This window comes from Streptomyces sp. NRRL F-5650 (assembly GCF_000721365.1).
Classification (GTDB): domain Bacteria; phylum Actinomycetota; class Actinomycetes; order Streptomycetales; family Streptomycetaceae; genus Streptomyces; species Streptomyces ardesiacus.
Genome location: NZ_JOGV01000022.1, coordinates 26193 through 43798 on the forward strand (window position 1 = coordinate 26193; position 17606 = coordinate 43798).

Sequence of the window (17606 nt, forward strand, 5' to 3'; positions counted from 1 at the left end):
CACGGGCCGGACCTACCCGCGAATTCCGGACAGATCCATCCGCCCTTCTTGCGCGGGGGCATCGCACCAGAAATAGTTTTAGTTGAACGATGAACTACAGAGCCGGTCGGTCGGTGTCACCCATGATCGGCCGGTCCTGCCATCGCCCGTGCGTGGAGAGAGGAAGTACCCACATGAGCATCGCGCTCGTGCGCAACCCCGGCGAAGGCACGAACTACCGCTACTACGACAGCGTTCAGGAACAGGTCGTGTCGAACGCCGAGACGGACGGAGTGGTCAGCGTCATACGGCTGTCCATGCGCCGGTCGGACGCTCCGCCGCTGCACGTCCACAGCCGCGAGGACGAGAGCTGGGTGGTGCTCTCGGGCCACGTCCGCTTCTGGGTGGGGTCGGCCTCGCTCGACGCGTGCGACGTCCACGACGCCGGGCCGGGCGCCTACGTCTTCGGCCCCCGCTCGGTCCCGCACACGTTCCAGCCGCTCACCCCGACGGCCGAGGTACTGGTCCTCAACAACCCGGGTGCCATCGAGGGCTACTTCCGCTCGGTCGGGCACGCCGACGCACGCCACGACACCGACCACGTGGACGGCCTCGCCGCATACGGGGTGGCCCTCCTGGGCGATCCGCCCCGCCCGTAGCGCGTGCCCCGCGCCTGCCGCTCCCCCGCCCTCCGTGCGCGGTGATCGGCCCCCGGCGAAACCGCTGCGGGGGGCACGGGCGTCCTGTGGGGCATGAGGCGGGACGCGATGACGTGTGGCGGGTGCCTGGTGAGCCTGGCGGGCGCCGTGGGCGCCGTATGGCTGTGGGGGGCCTCGGACCGCACGCAGCGGCATCTGGGCAACGAGTTCGAGAACAACGGACAGGACCTGGGCGCCGCCCTCACCGAGCTGCCGTTCGTCTTCCTCGCCGGAGCCCTCGTGCCCGCCGTGGTCTGGGGACTCGGCGCCTGGGTGCTGGGGCGGCGCCGGTCCTCGGAGCCGTCGGCGTCGCCCCGGTCCCCGGAGGTCTCGGAGTCCTCAGAGTTCCACGCGTAGCTCCGTCAGTCCGCGCATCACGAAGTTCGGCCTGCGTTCCGGTTCCGCCGCCAGGCGCAGCGTGGGGGCCCGCTCCAGCAGCGACGTCATGGATGCCGCCAGCTCGATGCGGGCCAGCGGGGCGCCGATGCAGTAGTGGATGCCGGCGCTGAAGGAGATGTGGGGGTTGTCCCGGCGGGTGAGGTCGAGGCGGTCCGGGTGGGTGAAGACCGCCGGGTCGTGGTTGGCGGAGCCGAACAGCATCGCCACCTCGGCACCGCGCGGGATCGTCGTCCCGTCGATCTCGATCTCGTCCAGGACCCAGCGTTCGAAGAGCTGGAGCGGGGTGTCGTAGCGCATCAGCTCCTCCACGGCCGACGGGACGAGGGAGTGGTCGGCGCGCAGGGCCGCCAGTTGGCCGGGGTTGCGGAAGAGGGCGAGCCAGCCGTTGGTGGTGGCGTTCACCGTGGCCTCGTGACCGGCGTTCAGGAGCAGGACGCAGGTCGAGATCATCTCCTGCTCGGTGAGGCGGTCGTCGTCCTCGTCGTGCGCCGCGATCAGGCCCGAGATCAGGTCGTCGCCGGGGGCCTTGCGACGGGCCGCGATGAGGGTGCGCAGGTAGTCCGAGAAGTCGAGGGACGCCCGGACCGCCTTCGCCGCCGTCTCCTCGGACGGGTTCAGCTCGTACATCCCGCAGATGTCCGCCGACCAGGGGCGCAGGGGCGCGCGGTCGGACTCCGGGATGCCCAGCATCTCGGCGATCACGGCGACCGGCAGCGGCTCGGCCACGTCCGTCAGCAGGTCGCCGCCGCCCGCCGCCACCAGCCGGGAGACCAGGTCGCCGGCCAGTGCGTGCACGTACGGCCGCAGGCGTTCCACCGTGCGCGGTGTGAACGCCTTCGACACCAGGCGCCGGATACGGGTGTGGTCCGGCGGCTCCAGGTCGAGCATGCCGTGGTCGTTCAGCGTGTGGAAGGGCTCGTGCTCCGGCCGGGGCGGGGTGCGCCCGAACTCCTCGTGCGTGAAACGGTGCTGGTAGGTCCGCCCGAGGCGGCGGTCGCGCAGCAGCGCCGAGACGTCCGCGTGGTGCGGGACCAGCCACTGGTCGCTCGGCTCGTAGTAGAGCACGCGTCCGCGTGCCCGCAGCTCGGCGAAGGCGGGGTACGGGTCGGCGACGAACGCCGGGTCCCACGGGTCGAACGCGGGGCCGGACTCGCGAGGGGCGTCGGATGCGGCAGCCGTCATGGACGGACGATAGATCCTGGACCGGGCCGGTGCCCAGAGCCGACCGGGGACCGGGACGGGAGGACCAGGGGCGCGGGACGACCAGGAGGGGGTGGGACGACCAGGGGGCGGCATCTGGTTATGCCGCCGTCCCTCGTTCTGCCCCTCGACCCTGCCCCTGCCCGCCGGGGAGGGGACAGTGACGGTGCGGCGGCGGTCAGCCCGGGGTCACCAGCCGCGCCTCGTAGGCGAAGACGGCCGCCTGGGTGCGGTCACGCAGGCCCAGCTTCACCAGGATGCGGCTGACGTGCGTCTTGATCGTCGACTCGGCGACCACCAGGCGTTCGGCGATCTCCGAGTTGGACAGGCCCTGCGCGATCAGGACCAGGACCTCCGTCTCGCGCTCGGTCAGGTCGCCGTACGCCGCCTGCGCCGAGGGCATCAGACGCGGGGTGTCGGACAGCCTGGAGAACTCGGTGATCAGACGCCGGGTGACCGACGGGGCGAGAAGGGCCTCGCCGGCCGCCACCACCCGGACGCCGTCCGCGAGCCGGCGGGCCGAGGCGTCCTTGAGGAGGAAGCCGGACGCGCCCGCGCGCAGCGCCTGGTACACGTACTCGTCGAGGTCGAAGGTGGTGAGGACCAGCACCTTCGACGTGCCGTCCGCCGCGACGATCTCCCGCGTCGCCTCGATGCCGTTCAACTCGGGCATGCGGATGTCCATCAGCACGACGTCCGGGGCCAGCTCGCGGACCTTGGCCACCGCCTCCCGGCCGTTGACCGCCTCGCCGACGACCTCGATGTCCGGCATCGCGTTCAGCAGGACCGAGAAGCCCTCGCGCACCATCATCTGGTCGTCGGCGATCAGCACGCGGATCGTGCGGTCGGTGCGGTCGGTCATGCCGCGTCCTCGCTCCGGTCGGCGGCGACCGGCAGGAACACCGCCACCTCGTACCCTCCGTCGTCGGTCGGGCCCGCCGTCATCTCTCCGTTCAGCATCGAGACGCGCTCGCGCATGCCGGTGATGCCGTGACCGGCGCCGGGCGACGGTTTGACCAGGGTGTTCCGCGGGACGGCGGTGTTGACCACGCGCAGGCCCAGGCCGCCCAGGACATAGGAGACCTCGACGCGGGCCGTCGCCCCGGGCGCGTGCCGCAGGCTGTTGCTGAGAGCCTCCTGCACGATCCGGTACGCCGACAGCTCCACGCCGGGCGGCAGCTCGCGCACCGCGCCGGTCACCGCCTTGTCGACCGTCAGACCGGCCTCGCGCACATTGGCGAGCAGGGCGTCCAGGTCGGCCAGCGTCGGCTGCGGGGCGTCCGGGGCCTCGTAGTCCTCGGCGCGGACGACGCCCAGGACCCGGCGCAGCTCGGTGAGGGCCGCCACCGCGTTCTCCCTGATGGTGGCGAAGGCACGCTCCAGCTCCTCCGGGGGATTCTCCACCCGGTAGGGCGCGGCCTCCGCCTGGATGGCGACCACCGACATGTGGTGGGCGACGACGTCGTGCAGCTCGCGGGCGATGGTGGTGCGCTCCTCGAGCAGGGTGCGGCGGGACCGCTCGTGCGCGGTCACCGTCCGCTGGGCGGTCACCTCCCGCCGGGCGTTCTGCCGTATGTGCCAGAGGCAGACGACGAGCAGGGCGAACGCGGACGTCACCAGCATCGGCCCGCCGTTCGTGTAGTAGTACGTCCCGCCGAAGAAGGCGTCCGCGAGGAAGGAGTACACCGCGGTCAGGACCCACATCCAGACGGCGGTGCGGGGCCGGGTGCGCAGTGCCACGACGACCAGCACCGTGAGGTGGCAGACGAACGCGCCCGGCATCCAGGGCCAGTCCCACCCGTCGCCGTTGACGAACGCGATCAGCGGGGTGGCGGCGAGGGACATCCAGAACGCGCCTACCGGCCGGACCAGGGTGGCGAGCACCGGGACGGCGCACAGGACGCCGGACAGCAGGGCCGGCAGGTCGCCGCCGGGCAGGCTGCCTCCCACCGAGCCGACGACCAGGGCGACGAACGCGAGCGCACCCACCACAGCGTGCGGGAGGTAGCGCGCGTCCGACCGCAGCCGGCCGGGCAGGCGGCGGACGAACGGTCCGTCGGTGTGCCGGGGCGGCAGGCGGCGGTAGGCGAAGGGGTCGTGGAACAGGTCCTGGTGCAGCCCCCGCAGGGAGGTCCGGGCCAGCCGGTACTCCTGGCTGCGGAACCCGCCCTCGTGCTGCTGGTGCGTCGTCTCGGTCACGCTCACACGGTAGGCCGACCGGGAGTGGCCGGTCGTCCCCGTGGAGAGGGGTTCTCCGGCGTCCCTCTCAAGTACTACGCGGGCCATGACGCGCGCCCAGCCCCTCAGTACCCGGAGGGGCGCACCAGCCCCGACTCGTACGCGAACACCGCCGCCTGGGTGCGGTCCCTGAGGCCCAGCTTCACCAGGATCCGGCCCACGTGGGTCTTCACCGTCTGCTCGGCCACCACCAGACGCTGGGCGATCTCCGCGTTCGACAGGCCCTGGGCGATGAGGGCCAGCACCTCCGTCTCCCGCTCGGTCAGCTCGCCGACGCGGGCCTTCAGCGGCGCGCGCGGGCGGTCGTCCAGCCGGGAGAACTCCGCGATGAGCCGCCGCGTGATCCCCGGGGCGAGCAGGGCGTCACCGGCGGCCACCACCCGGACCGCCTCGGCGAGCTGGTCGGCGGACGCGTCCTTCAGGAGGAAGCCGGAGGCCCCCGCCCGCAGCGCCTCGTACACGTACTCGTCGAGGTCGAAGGTGGTCAGCACCAGCACCCTGACCTCCGGGGTCGCCCCGGTGATGCGCCGGGTGGCCTCGATGCCGCCCAGCTCCGGCATCCGGATGTCCATCAGGACCACCTCGGGCGCCAGCTCGGCGACCTTGGCCACGGCGTCCAGGCCGTCCACGGCCTGCCCGATCACCTCGATGTCGGGCTGGGTGTTGAGCAGCACGGTGAAACCCTGCCGGACCATCTGCTGGTCGTCGGCGATCAGCACGCGGATCACACGGCCGTTGCCGCTGGTCGTCATGGGGAGTCGTCCTCGGTGGAAGGGGCGGTGGGAGAAGTGGTCACGGGGGCGGTGGGAGAGGCGGCGGCGGGGGCGGTGGGCGGCTCGGGGCCGTCGGACGGCAGGAACGCCGCCACCTGGTAGCCGCCGTCCGGCATCGGGTGGGCCGTCAGTGTGCCGTCGAGCATCGCCACCCGCTCCCGCATGCCGAGCAGCCCGTGCCCGGCCCCCTGCGAGGGCGCGGGCGCGCGCTTCGGCCGGGTGTTGGAGACCTCCACGCGCAGTCCGATCGGAAGGTGGGTGAGGTGGACCCGGGCGCTCGCGCCCGGCGCATGCCGCAGCACGTTGCTGAGCGCCTCCTGCACGATCCGGTAGGCCGACAGCTCCACGCCGGGCGGCAGGGGCCTGCGCGTCCCACTGCTGCCCGTGGTGACGGGCAGGCCGGCGGCCCGGATGTTGTCCACCAGCGCGTCGAGCCGGTCGAGGGTGGGCTGCGGGGCGTGCGGGGCGGCGGCACCCCCCTCGGGTGCGTCCGGCGCGGCCGGGTGCTCGGCGCGCAGCACGCCCAGCACCCGGCGCAGCTCGGTGAGTGCCTCCAGCGCGTTCTGCCGGATGCCGGCGAGGTTCTCCTTCAGCTCGTCCGGCGGGTTCTCGACGAGGAGGGGCGCGACCTGGGCCTGGATGGAGATCACCGACATGTGGTGCGCCACCACGTCGTGCAGCTCGCGCGCGATGCGGCCGCGCTCCTCCAGCAGGGTCCGCCGGGCCCGTTCCTCGGCGGTGAGCGAGGTCTGCTGGGCGAGTTGGGTGCGGGCCTCGCGACGGCCCCGCAGGGCGATGCCGAGGACGACGACGACCGTGAACAGGATGACGGCGAGCTGGCCCGTCGGCTGGTAGCTCACCGCGCCCACCACACCCTGCACCAGGTAGGTGGTGAGCGCGCTCAGGGCCAGCGCCTCCAACGACACGCGCGTACGCACCCGCAGAGCGAGCAGCAGCAGGACGAACATGTGCCCGATGAGCCCGGCAGCCGTCCAGGGCCAGGTGAACGCGTCGCCGCCCGTCACCATCGCAGCCCGCACCGCGGAGGCCCCCACCAGCATGGCCGCCGTCGACAGCCACCAGGCCGCAACCGGCCGCCACAGGGCGAACACCGTCGCACCGGCCTGGACGCAGGCGATCACGAAGCCGAAGCCCGGATCGACCCCGCCGTTGTCCCCGAGCTGGGCGGCGTCGCCCAGCAGCACCCCGAACGCCGCCAGGCACACCAGCCCGTGCGGGACCCGGCGCAGCCGCGCCGACGGCGGCAGCGGGTCGGCCCGCCAGGTCCACAGGTCGTCGCGGAGCACGCGCAGCCCGCGTCCGGCCCGGGCCCGCGACCGGTCCCGCTGCCGTCTCCCCCATCGCGTCACGGGCTCCACCCTAGACATGGCGCGCCCCCGCCGCGGTCGCCCGGCGCCGAGGGCGGTGGGCCCGCACGACCCGGGCCCGGCGCCGTCCTCCGCCGTGCTCGCAGGGGCGGAAGGTGGCCCGGCAGCCCGCCAGGACCAGGGCGAACACCGGCAGCCACAGGAGCCGCGCCGCGACCCAGTCCAGGCCGTCGGGGAGCGTGTGCAGGCCGGGCAGACGGCCCGCGAGGAGACCGGTGGCCGTGGTCGCCATCAGCGCCGTCTGGTGCCAGAGGAAGATCGTCATCGCGGAGAGATTGACCAGCGCGATCGCCGCCCAGGCCACGGGAGGCCGCATCGCACGGCGCAGCCGCTCGCGCAGCAGCAGGGCGAGCCCGCACTGGGCCAGGCCGAAGGTGACGGCGGCCAGGGTCGGCGGGTTGAGGTTCGACACGGACGCGCCGGGGACCCCGACCATCGACGCCGGGTAGCCCGCCCAGGCGACGAGCGCCGCGGTGGCCGCCGCGCCGCCGGTCAGCAGGAACCAGCCGGCGCGGCGCCGGTCCAGTTCGCCGCGGGTCCAGGCGGCGCCGAGGGTGTAGGGGACCAGCCAGCCGGCCGCCAGGTTGACCCAGCCGAGCCAGGACGGGGCGCCGAGCCCGAACCGCAGCAGGTCCACGTGGAGGACGACGACCAGCGGCCAGAGCGGGTGCAGCCGGGTCAGCAAGGGCGTCGCGGCGGTCAGTGCCGCGAAGACCAGCAGGAACCACATCGGGGACAGCGCCAGCTTCACCAGCGTGTGGACGGTCGTGAACTCCGCGCCCGTCAGCAGGAGCAGAGCGGCCGTCACCGTCCACAGGCCGAGGACGGCCAGGACCGGCCGGAAGAGCCGGGACAGCCGGGCCTTCAGCCACCGGCCGTAGGACTCTCCGCGGGCACGGGCCGACGCGTATCCGCGGGTGGCGACATGACCGCCGACCAGGAAGAACACGGCGAGGGTCTGGAAGACCCAGGAGACCGGAGCCAGCCAGGGCATGCCCTGGAGCGGGCTGGCCGCGTGCAGGCCGGTGCCGTCGGCGACCAGGGCCGTCACCAGCCAGTGCCCGAGCACCACCCCGAGGATGGCGAAGGCACGCAGGGCGTCCACGGCACGGTCCCGCTCGGGGGGTGTGGCGGCGTCGACGCGGGCGGCGGCGGCACGCAGCGCGCCGCGCGGGAGCGCAGGGGCCGGGTCAGCCATGGGTCACCTCCGTGGTCCGGCCCAGGGCGATCCGGGCCAGGTTCGTCAGGGAGCGGGAGCCGGTGTCGAAGTAGTCGCTGTGGCCGCCCTCGCCGGCGTCGAAGACCCGGGCGCCGAAGTCCGGGGAGACGGGGTCGGTGCCGAAGCCGACGGTGGTGCCGAACAGGCCGACGCTGACGTGCGGAACGTGCTCCACCCAGTCGCCGGCGCCCCGCCCCGCCCATATCCGGGCCTCGGCGTGCAGACCGGCGGCGGTGTCCGAGCCGGTGCCGGGGCTGCCGACCAGGGCGATGTCGGAGACGGCCAGGCCGTGGGCGGCGCGGGCGCAGACCACCGAGCCGTAGGAGTGGCACAGGAGGGAGAGGCGCGTGTCGGGGCCGGTGATGCGGCGCAGGTCGGCGACCAGGTCGCGCAGCTCGGGGGCGGCCCCGTCGGCGCGGTCGGTCGTGACGACGGTGGTGCTGACGGTGCCCGGTGTCGCGTAGCCCAGCCAGGCGACGACGGCGGTACGGGTCCCCGCGGGAGCCTCGGCGACGAGCTGCCGGTGCAGGGCGAGGGCGGCGGCGCGAAACCGGCCGTAGGTGTCGATGCCGGTGTCGGAGCCCGGGACCAGTACGGCGACGCGGTCGGCGTGCGCCAGGTCGCCGAGGACCTCGGTGACCTGCCCCGCGCCCCGGCCGTCGAAGGCGAGGAGGTGGCGGGACGGGTCGGCCAGCGAACGGTCCGCCGCCGCGCGGTCGCGGTCGCCGTGGTCGGCGGCCATCCGGGCGGCCCGGTGCGCGTTGGCCCGGTTGGCGGCGTAGGTCTCCGCCAGCGTGGTCGCCGTCGGGGCGGCGAGCACGGCGGGGGCCGGGGCGGGGGTCTGGGGCCGCGCGGCGCCGGAGAGGGGGAGCACCACGGCGCCGGTGATGAGTGCGGCGCAACCGACGCGGTGCCACCGGCCCGCCCGCCGCCGCCAACGTACCGTCGTCCCCGGCCTCATGGCCCCTCCCCTCCGGCGCGACCGCCCATCGGACGCGTCTTGCAGGGGAAGTTATGAATCGGGCCGGGTAACCCGCGTCCCGCCAGGGAACTCACCTGGCGGGTAGCTCTCAGGTATTACGGGTACGACAGGCACCGCTCGCCGGCCGGCCACATGCCCGCCCGCGGGCGCGTCGGCCCGTGGTAGCGCCCGCCTGACCAGAGAACAGCTCATGGGCCCGTCGGCCCGCGAAACCGCCCGTGGACCCGCAGCCCGTCGGCCCGCAGAACCCCCATGACCCGTCGGCCCGCAGAACCCCCGTGGCCCGTCGGTCGGCCGGCGAAACCACCCGTGAACCCGCAGCCCGTCAGCCCACAGAACCCCCATGACCCGTCGGTCGGCCGGCGAAACCACCCGTGAACCCGCAGCCCGTCAGCCCACAGAACCCCCGTGGCCCGTCGGCCCGCGGAACCCCCCGGTGGGCCGTCGGCACTGAAACCGCCGGTGGTCCGTCGGCCCGCGAACCCGCCGGTGGCCCCGTCGGCCGACCGAGCGGCTCACCAGGCCAGCTGGGCGATCTCCTCCGCCACCACCGCGCAGGCGTCCGCCGCCGGGTCGATCAGCGGGTAGTGGCCGACGTCCTCCAGCAGTGTCACCCCCACCACCTCCCCGGCCCTGGCCGCCGCGTCCGCATACGCCTCGGCGACCGCCTGCGGGACGTCCACGTCGGCGCGGCCCTGCACGAGGGTCGTCGCGATCCCGGTGGGCAGCAGCAGGGCGGGGTCGGCATACGGCCGCCGCTCGGCGAACAGCTCGCCGCCCCCGAGCAGTTGCCGCGCCGCACCACCGCACACGTCGAGCTTGTCGGCGACCTCGAAGTCGGCGATCGGCGCGAGCGCGACCACGCCACGCAGGGGCGCCGGGCGGTCGGTCCGCCACGGGGCGTCGGCGGGCAGCAGGTGCCGGGCGGCCGCCCACAGCGCGAGGTGGCCGCCGGCGGAGTGGCCGGTGAGTACCGTGCGGCGGGCGTCGGCACGCGGCAGGTGCTGCCGGACCAGCTCCGGGAGCGCGTCCAGCGCGGCGGCCACGTCGTCGAACGTGTCGGGCCAGCGCCCCGCTACGGGCCCCCCGGTGCCCGTCCCGGCACCGTCCCCCTCCGCCCCGCGCCGGTACTCCACGCTGGCCACGGCGAAGCCCCGCCCGGCCAGGAAACCGGCGAACGGGCTGATGTGGCGCCGGTCGTACGGAGCCCGCCACGAGCCGCCGTGCAGCACCACCACGACGGGAACGGCCTCGCCCGGCCCCGCAGCGCCGCGCGGCGCGTAGAAGTCGATCACCTGGTCGGGGTGGTCGCCGTAACCGGCGGTGGAGTCGGGCTCGGCCGCCGGGTGGGAGAAGGCCGACTTCTCCTCCGCCGCGTTCCTCGCGGCAGCGGTGCCCGGTTCTGCGGCGGCGTCCGGCATGCTCAACCTCTCAGCGACGAAACGGTGTTGGCGGACCAGGGGAGTGATATCGGCCGTTGGCGGGACGTTATCAGGCCGGTGACGTGCGCGGACATGGGGATGTGACGCTGGGTGAGGACCGGAACGACCCGTCCGGCCCCCACCCGTGCCCCGGCCCCACCCGACCCGTGACCCGGCCCCACTCGTAATCCGGCCCGGCCCGGCGCGCCCCGGTCCGCGCCTCAGTCCGCCAGCGTCCGCCCCAGCACCCGCGCCGCCCGCTCCACGTCCGCGAAGCCGACGTACAGCGGGGTGAAGCCGAAGCGCAGTACGTCGGGGGCGCGGTAGTCGCCGACCACCCCGCGCTCGATCAGCCGTTTCATCACCTCGCCCGCGTCCTCGCAGCGCAGCGCGACCTGGCTGCCCCGCTCGGCGTGCGCCGCCGGCGTCACGGACTCCACGCGGCCGTCCGGGACGTACGCCCCGACGCAGCGCAGGAAGAAGTCCGTCAGCGCCAGCGACTTGGCCCGCACCGCCGCCACCGAGACCCCCTCCTCGTCCCACACGTCCAGCGCCGCCTCCAGGGCGAGCAGGGAGAGGATGTCCGGCGTGCCGACCCGGCCCCGCACCGCGCCGGAGGCCGGGGCGTAGTCGGAGCGCATGCCGAACGGCTCGGCGTGCGAGTTCCAGCCCGGCAGCGGGGAGTCGAAGCGGGGCTGGAGGTCGCGGCGCACGTACAGGTAGGCGGGCGAACCGGGGCCGCCGTTGAGGTACTTGTACGTGCAGCCGACGGCCAGGTCCACGCGGTGCTCGTCGAGCCCGACCGGCAGCGCGCCCGCGCTGTGGCACAGGTCCCAGACGACGTACGCCCCCGCCCGGTGCGCCGCGGCCGTGAGCGCGGGCAGGTCGTGCAGCCGGCCCGTGCGGTAGTCGACGTGGTTGAGCAGCACGGCGGCGGTACGGCCGCCCCGGTCCGCCAGCACCGACGGCACCTCGGCCGGGGTCACCGGACGCAGGGCACACCCCGTCATCCGGGCCGCCGACTCGGCGATGTACCCGTCCGTGGGGAAGGTGGTGGCGTCGACGAGGATCTCGTCCCGGACCGGACCGGCCCCCGCACCGCCACGACCGTCCTCCCGCGCCATGCGCACCGCGGCGACGAGCGCCTTGAAGACGTTGACGCTGGTCGAGTCGCCGACGACGACCTGTCCGGCCGCCGCGCCGACCAGCGGAGCGATCCGGTCGCCGACCCGCTCGGGCGCGGTCCACCAGCCGCTCTCCTCCCAGGACCGGATGCGCAGCTCGCCCCACTGGCGCCGTACGACGTCCGCCACGCGCGCGGGGACGTGCGCGGGAAGGGCGCCCAGGGAGTTGCCGTCGAGGTAGGTCACGTCGTCCAGGACGAACCGCTCGCGCACCGCGGCCAGCGCGTCGGCGGCGTCCATCAGCTCCGCCTCGCCCGCGAGGCCCGTCGGCTCAGACATACGACCGCGCCGTCCACAGCTCGGGGAACACGTTGCCCCGGGCCCGCTTCTCCAGCCAGGCCACGCCCGCGGAGCCGCCCGTGCCGGTCTTGGCGCCCATCGCGCGGCGGGTGGCGACCAGGTGGTCGTTGCGCCAGCGCCACACCAGCTCGGCGACGTCGGTGAGGGCCTCGCCGAGGCGGGCCAGCTCGCCGTTCTGGTCGCCGGAATAGACGTCCGTCCAGGCGGCCTCCACCTCGGGGGACGCCTCGTACTTCTGGGTGACGTCGCGCCGGAGCACGGCGTCCGGAATGCCGTACCCGCGCCGGGCCAGCAGCCGGACCACCTCGTCGTACAGGCTCGGCTCGTGCAGCGCCTTCTCCAGTTCCGCGTGGACGCGGGGGGCGCCGCGGTGCGGGACGAGCATGGACGCGGACTTGTCGCCGAGCAGGAACTCCAGGCGGCGGTACATCGCCGACTGGAAACCCGAACCCTCGCCGAGGGCGGACCGGTAGGAGTTGAACTGGGCCGGGGTGAGCTGCCCCAGGGGCGTCCAGGAGGCGTTGAGCGCCTCCAGTTCCCGCACGGAGCGCTTGAGCGCGTCGGTCGCCACCGGGATCCGGTCCTCGCGCAGGGCGCGGGCGGCGGTCTCCCACTCGTGGACGATGACGGTGAACCACAGCTCCATGACCTGGGTCGTGACCAGGAAGACCATCTCTCCGGGATCGTCGGAGAGGGTGTGCTGGAGGTGGGTGAGCACGTCCGCCTTGACGTAGTCCTCGTACGGCGTGCTGCCCTCGAAGTCGAGATTCGGGGCGTCGTGGGACATCGCTGTCTCCTGAAGTGCACGGGTAGCGGTCCGCCCTGCCGTTACCGGCACGGGGCCCCGGTCCCCAACGGCATCCTCCGCAATCGTCCCAGGAAACCGCAAGGCCCGCCCGCGCACGGCGGACGGGCCAGGACGTACGCCGGGGTCAGCCCAGCACCTCGGCCGCGCTCGGCGAGGAGTCCTTCAGGAACTCGCTGCAGCGCTCGTACTCCTCCTTCTCGCCGATCGCCCGGGCGGCGCGGGCGAGGGCGTGCAGGGCGCGCAGGAAGCCGCGGTTCGGCTCGTGCTCCCAGGGCACCGGGCCGTGCCCCTTCCAGCCGCTGCGGCGCAGGGCGTCGAGGCCGCGGTGGTAACCCGTACGGGCGTACGCGTACGACTCCACGACGCTGCCCCGCTCGAACGCCTCGTCGGCCAGCCGGGCCCAGGCGAGCGAGGACGTCGGGTACTTCGCGGCGACGTCGGCGGGGGAGGTGCCGGCCGCCAGCAGCTCGCGCGGGCCGGGGTCGTCGGGGAGGTGGGTCGGGGGCGGTCCCCCGAGCAGGTTCTCGTGAATGGCCATGGCACAAGTCTGCGGCATCGCCGGGGACGGCCGGACGGGGCTGTCGGTGCGGTGCGGTGCCGGGAGGGTGGGGCGCCGGGTGCGGGTGCGGGTGCGTTGCCGGGTGCGGGTGTGTTGTGGCTGGGCGCGCAGTGCCCCGCGCCCCTGGGGGTGCTTGAGTTCTGGTGGTCGGCGCGTCGGGGCGTCAGGGCGTCGGGCCGAGGAGGGGGTGCCCTGCGTCACCTCTCGTGCGCGGTTCCCCGCGCCCCTTGCTCCAGTGGCGGCACCGTCACCGAGCCGTGCGTGCGGCATTCGGGCCGGGCGCAGTCCGGGGCCGGGCGGCGTACCGTCGTGAAGGCGATCGCGGAGCCCGCGACCAGGACACCGGCGCAGATCAGCATCGCCGGTCCGAACGCGTCGTCGAACGCCCGGGGCGAGCGGTAGGCATCCTCCCCCATGCCGGTGAGCAGCGGCAGCGCGGCGACCGCGACGAGCCCCGCCGCCCGGGCCGCCGCGTTGTTGATGCCGCTGGCGAGCCCGGCACGCGCGGTGTCCACGGCGGCCAGCACGCTCGCCGTCAGCGGCGCGACCAGCGTGACCATGCCGAGGCCGAGCACCACCAGGGCGGGCAGCACGTCGGCGGCGTAGGAGGCGCCCGGGCCGACCCGCAGCATCAGCACCATCCCGGCGGCGCACAGCAGCGGGCCGGCGGTGAGCTGGAGGCGCGGTCCGAGCCGCTCGGCGAGTTGGCCCGAGCGGGCGGAGAGCAGCAGCATCAGGACGGTGGTCGGCAGCAGGGCCGTACCCGCGGCCAGCGCGGACCAGCCGACGACGACCTGGAGCTGGAGCGCGGCGAGGAAGAAGAAGCCGCCGAAGGCCGCGTACACGCACAGGGTGACCACGTTGACCGCCGTGAACTGGCGGGAGGAGAAGACGTCCAGCGGCATCATCGGGTCCCCGCCGCGCCGCTCGACGAGGACGAACGCCACGGCGGCCACCGCTCCGGCCACCGCGCTGACCGCCACCGCCCAGGACGCAGTGCGGGCCTCGATCAGGGCGTACGTGAGCAGCGCCAGGGCCGCCGCGCACAGGGCCGCGCCGAGGACGTCGAAGCGCGTGTGGGCGCGCTCGTCGGAGGACTCCGGTACGTGCCGCAGCGCGATCGGGGCACACAGCAGCGCCAGTGGCACGTTGAGCAGGAAGACCCAGCGCCAGCCCGCGCCGTCCACGAGCCAGCCCCCGAGGAACGGCCCCACGGCCGCGCCGACGCCCCCGAACCCGGACCACAGGCCCACCGCCCGCCCCCGGTCGTCGGCGTGGAAGGAGGCCTGGATCAGGGCGAGCGAACCGGGCGTGAGCAGCGCGCCGCCGACGCCCTGGAGGGCACGGGCGGCGACCAGCACACCGGCGTTCGGGGCGAGGCCGCACAGCAGGGACGCGGCGGCGAACCACAGCACGCCGAGGACGAAGATCCGGCGGCGGCCGAACCGGTCGCCGAGGGCGCCGCCGAGGAGGATCAGCCCGGCCAGCGTGACCATGTAGGCGTTGACGGTCCACTGCAGGGCGGCGAGGTCGGCGCCGAGGTCGCGGCCGATGTGGGGCAGCGCGACGTTGACGACGGTCGAGTCCAGCAGCGCCATGCTGGAGCCGAGGACGGTGGTGAGCAGGATCCACTTGCCCTGCGACGAGGCCAGCCGGACATCGGGCATGCCCCCAGGTATACAGCGAGCCCGGCGCCGAGGACGCCGGGCTCGTGCGTACGGCCGTGCCGGCCGGCCGGGTGCTACTTGATCTTCTGACCCGCCGAACGCAGGTGGCCGCAGGCCTCGACGACGCGCGCGGCCATGCCGGCCTCGGCCAGCTTGCCCCAGGTGCGCGGGTCGTAGGTCTTCTTGTTGCCGACCTCGCCGTCGACCTTGAGGACGCCGTCGTAGTTGCGGAAGACGTGGTCGGCGACCGGACGCGTGAAGGCGTACTGGGTGTCGGTGTCGATGTTCATCTTGACCACGCCGTTCTCCAGCGCGGTCGCGATCTCCTCGGCGGTGGAGCCGGAGCCGCCGTGGAAGACGAAGTTGAACGGCTTGCTGCCGGCCGGCTGGCCGTACTTCGACGCGATGCCCTCGTTCAGCTCCTTGAGCAGTTCGGGGCGGAGCACGACGTTGCCCGGCTTGTAGACGCCGTGCACGTTGCCGAAGGACGCGGCGAGCAGGTAGCGGCCCTTCTCGCCCAGACCCAGCGCCTCCACGGTGCGGACCGCGTCGTCGACCGTGGTGTACAGGGAGTCGTTGATCTCGTGGGAGACGCCGTCCTCCTCGCCGCCGGTCGGGGTGATCTCGACCTCGAGGATGATCCTGGCGGCGCGGGCGCGCTCCAGCAGCTCCTGGGCGATGGCGAGGTTGTCGGAGAGGGTCTCGGCGGAGCCGTCCCACATGTGCGACTGGAAGAGCGGGTTGCGGCCGGCCTTCACGCGCTCCTCGGAGACCGCCAGCAGCGGGCGGACGTACCCGTCGAGCTTGTCCTTCGGACAGTGGTCCGTGTGCAGGGCGACGGTGACGTCGTACTTCTCGGCGACGATGTGCGCGAACTCGGCGAGGGCGACGGCGCCGGTCACCATGTCCTTGTTGTGCTGGCCGCCCAGGAACTCGGCGCCGCCGGTGGAGATCTGGACGATGCCGTCGCTCTCCGCCTCCGCGAAGCCGCGCAGGGCCGCGTGCAGCGTCTGGGAAGAGGTCACGTTGATGGCCGGGTAGGCGAACTTTCCTGCCTTCGCCCGGTCCAGCATCTCGTTGTAGACCTCGGGAGTTGCGATGGGCATCTGTCCGCTCCTTGTATGTGCGGGTGGGCGTGCTGGTGCTTATGGCCCTGACCTAGGACTGGGGGGCGACGTCATCGTCGGCCCCATCCTTCCAGACCGGACGGGAATACCCGAGTGGGGCCCGGTCCCGTCTCGGCCCCTGGTACTCCGGGTACGTCCGGTGCCCCAGGAGCCGCTGGAGCCCCTGGAGCCGCTGGAGCCCCTGGAGCCCCTGGAGCCCCTGGAGCCCCTGGTGTCAGTCCAGGCCCAGCTCGTCCTTGTCGTACGCGTACAGGTACGGCACCCCGGCGCCGTCCTGGATCTTCTCGCCGGCCCCGGTGGCCCGGTCGACGATCGTCACGACGGCCACCACCTCGGCACCGGCCTCGCGCACGGCCTCGACGGCGGCGAGCGGGGTGCCGCCGGTGGTGGAGGTGTCCTCGACGACCAGGACGCGGCGGCCCTTGATGTCGGGGCCCTCGACGCGCCGCTGCATGCCGTGGGTCTTGGCGGTCTTGCGGACCACGAACGCGTCCAGCGTGCGGCCGCGCGCCGCGGCGGCGTGCATCATGGCCCCGGCGACCGGGTCGGCGCCCAGGGTCATCCCGCCCACCGCGTCGTACTCGAGGTCGGCGGTCAGGTCCAGCAGCACCTGCCCGACGAGCGGCGCGGCCTCGCCGTCCAGGGTGATGCGGCGGAGGTCGACGTAGTAGTCGGCCTCCAGACCCGAGGAGAGGGTCACCTTGCCGTGCACCACGGCCTTGTCCTTGATCTGCTGCAGCAGCGCGCCGCGTACGTCCGTCATGTACGCCAGCTTAAAGGCGGCGCCAGGCCCAGGTGGCCGTGGCCTCCAGCGGCTCCAGCAGCGTGACCAGGCGCGGGAGGGTGTTGAGGCCGTTGGGCGGCCCGGTCTGCGGCTCCACGCAGACGGCGGCCTCCTGCTCGTCGTAGACCACGACCCACTGCTCGGGGCTGGTCACCCTCAGCTCCAGCCGCCCCGGCCAGGTCAGCGTGACGTCGACGCCGTCGGGCATGCCGAAGCAGTCGTCCCAGGGGCCGGGCTTCGGCTCGACGCGGTTGCCGGTGGGGAGGTGGTCGTCGCCGCGCTCCTCCTGCCAGGCGGGGTCGAAGGCGATCTCGGCGCCCGCGCCGCTCCCGCCGTCGAGGGTGCGGTTGAACCAGGGGTGCCAGCCGATCTGCGCCGGGAAGGACGAGTCGTACGTCTCCACGGCCATCGTCAGCGTCAGCGCGTCCTCGGCCAGGGCGATCACCTGGGTGACGCGGCCGGTGTAGGGCCAGGGGTCGACGAGGTCGTAGGTGAGCACCGCCTCGTCCCCGCTGACCCGGGCGGTGCGCCAGGCGGCGTCGCGGGCGGTGCCGTGGATGGCGTGCGGCGGGGAGTTCAGGGGCATCTGGTGGACCACGGCACCGTCGCTGAAGCGGCCCTCGCGGATGCGTCCGCACCAGGGGACCATCGGGAAGCACCCGTACCGCTCGCCCTGGCGGAGCAGCTCCGTACCACCGACCCGGAGCCCGCCGATCCGTCCACCGTTCCCCGGCAGCACGGTCGCCTCCGCGTCACCCGCGGTCAGCGTGATGGGTTCGTTGCTCACGCGACGACCCTACTGGGCCGATCGGACCCGCCCCACCCGGCCGGCCGCCGGGAGGGCCGGGTCCGTGAGGCAGAGCCGTCGGGCAGGTCCGCG

Annotated in this window: 17 protein-coding genes; 2 read left to right on the forward strand and 15 right to left on the reverse strand. The window is 73.9% G+C overall.

Annotated elements, in window-relative coordinates:
• The first annotated feature begins 173 nt into the window (after positions 1–173).
• Entirely contained in the window at positions 174–638 is a 465-nt protein-coding gene (locus IG88_RS0120410; protein WP_031043025.1) for a cupin domain-containing protein, read from the forward strand.
• Between the two features lie 108 nt (positions 639–746).
• The gene (locus IG88_RS0120415) at positions 747–1034 is read left to right on the forward strand and encodes a hypothetical protein (RefSeq protein WP_037836301.1); all 288 of its coding nucleotides are present in this window, start codon (positions 747–749) and stop codon (positions 1032–1034) included.
• On the opposite strand, the gene IG88_RS0120420 is transcribed toward IG88_RS0120415, so the two are convergent.
• The 15 genes from IG88_RS0120420 to IG88_RS0120490 form a co-directional block, all read right to left on the reverse strand.
• On the reverse strand, positions 1017–2258 hold the full coding sequence (locus IG88_RS0120420; RefSeq protein ID WP_031043028.1) for a cytochrome P450: 1242 nt from the start codon (positions 2256–2258) through the stop codon (positions 1017–1019). The genes IG88_RS0120415 and IG88_RS0120420 overlap by 18 nt on opposite strands.
• Positions 2259–2454: 196 nt before the next feature.
• Positions 2455–3138 (reverse strand): response regulator, encoded by a 684-nt coding sequence (locus tag IG88_RS0120425; protein ID WP_031043031.1) that lies wholly within the window; start codon positions 3136–3138, stop codon positions 2455–2457.
• Entirely contained in the window at positions 3135–4562 is a 1428-nt protein-coding gene (locus tag IG88_RS0120430; protein WP_031043033.1) for a sensor histidine kinase, read from the reverse strand. The genes IG88_RS0120425 and IG88_RS0120430 overlap by 4 nt, the downstream gene beginning before the upstream one ends.
• Positions 4563–4579: 17 nt before the next feature.
• On the reverse strand, positions 4580–5266 hold the full coding sequence (locus IG88_RS0120435) for a response regulator (protein WP_031043044.1): 687 nt from the start codon (positions 5264–5266) through the stop codon (positions 4580–4582).
• On the reverse strand, positions 5263–6675 hold the full coding sequence (locus tag IG88_RS0120440; RefSeq protein WP_031043047.1) for a sensor histidine kinase: 1413 nt from the start codon (positions 6673–6675) through the stop codon (positions 5263–5265). Before IG88_RS0120440 ends, IG88_RS0120435 begins: the two co-directional genes overlap by 4 nt.
• Positions 6668–7873, reverse strand: a complete 1206-nt coding sequence (locus IG88_RS0120445) for an acyltransferase family protein (protein WP_031043049.1) — start codon at positions 7871–7873, stop codon at positions 6668–6670. The genes IG88_RS0120440 and IG88_RS0120445 overlap by 8 nt, the downstream gene beginning before the upstream one ends.
• On the reverse strand, positions 7866–8855 hold the full coding sequence (locus IG88_RS0120450) for an alpha/beta hydrolase (protein ID WP_031043051.1): 990 nt from the start codon (positions 8853–8855) through the stop codon (positions 7866–7868). The genes IG88_RS0120445 and IG88_RS0120450 overlap by 8 nt, the downstream gene beginning before the upstream one ends.
• Positions 8856–9391: 536 nt before the next feature.
• Positions 9392–10297 (reverse strand): alpha/beta hydrolase, encoded by a 906-nt coding sequence (locus tag IG88_RS0120455; RefSeq protein ID WP_031043053.1) that lies wholly within the window; start codon positions 10295–10297, stop codon positions 9392–9394.
• Positions 10298–10518: 221 nt separating this feature from the next.
• Positions 10519–11760 carry a kynureninase gene (gene kynU, locus IG88_RS0120460; protein WP_031043056.1) on the reverse strand — a complete coding sequence of 414 codons (1242 nt, stop codon included), beginning with the start codon at positions 11758–11760 and terminating at the stop codon, positions 10519–10521.
• Positions 11753–12568 carry a tryptophan 2,3-dioxygenase gene (locus tag IG88_RS0120465; RefSeq protein ID WP_031043059.1) on the reverse strand — a complete coding sequence of 272 codons (816 nt, stop codon included), beginning with the start codon at positions 12566–12568 and terminating at the stop codon, positions 11753–11755. Before IG88_RS0120465 ends, kynU begins: the two co-directional genes overlap by 8 nt.
• A 145-nt stretch (positions 12569–12713) precedes the next feature.
• Entirely contained in the window at positions 12714–13127 is a 414-nt protein-coding gene (locus tag IG88_RS0120470; protein WP_031043062.1) for a DUF3151 domain-containing protein, read from the reverse strand.
• Between the two features lie 218 nt (positions 13128–13345).
• Positions 13346–14815 (reverse strand): MFS transporter, encoded by a 1470-nt coding sequence (locus IG88_RS0120475; protein ID WP_031043065.1) that lies wholly within the window; start codon positions 14813–14815, stop codon positions 13346–13348.
• A gap of 74 nt (positions 14816–14889) precedes the next feature.
• A complete protein-coding gene (fbaA, locus tag IG88_RS0120480) occupies positions 14890–15921 on the reverse strand; it encodes a class II fructose-bisphosphate aldolase (RefSeq protein WP_031043068.1) in 1032 nt (343 codons plus the stop codon).
• A gap of 235 nt (positions 15922–16156) precedes the next feature.
• Positions 16157–16705 (reverse strand): orotate phosphoribosyltransferase, encoded by a 549-nt coding sequence (gene pyrE, locus IG88_RS0120485; protein ID WP_031043070.1) that lies wholly within the window; start codon positions 16703–16705, stop codon positions 16157–16159.
• Between the two features lie 10 nt (positions 16706–16715).
• Positions 16716–17513 carry an aldose epimerase gene (locus tag IG88_RS0120490; protein WP_031043072.1) on the reverse strand — a complete coding sequence of 266 codons (798 nt, stop codon included), beginning with the start codon at positions 17511–17513 and terminating at the stop codon, positions 16716–16718.
• Between the last annotated feature and the right edge of the window lie 93 nt (positions 17514–17606).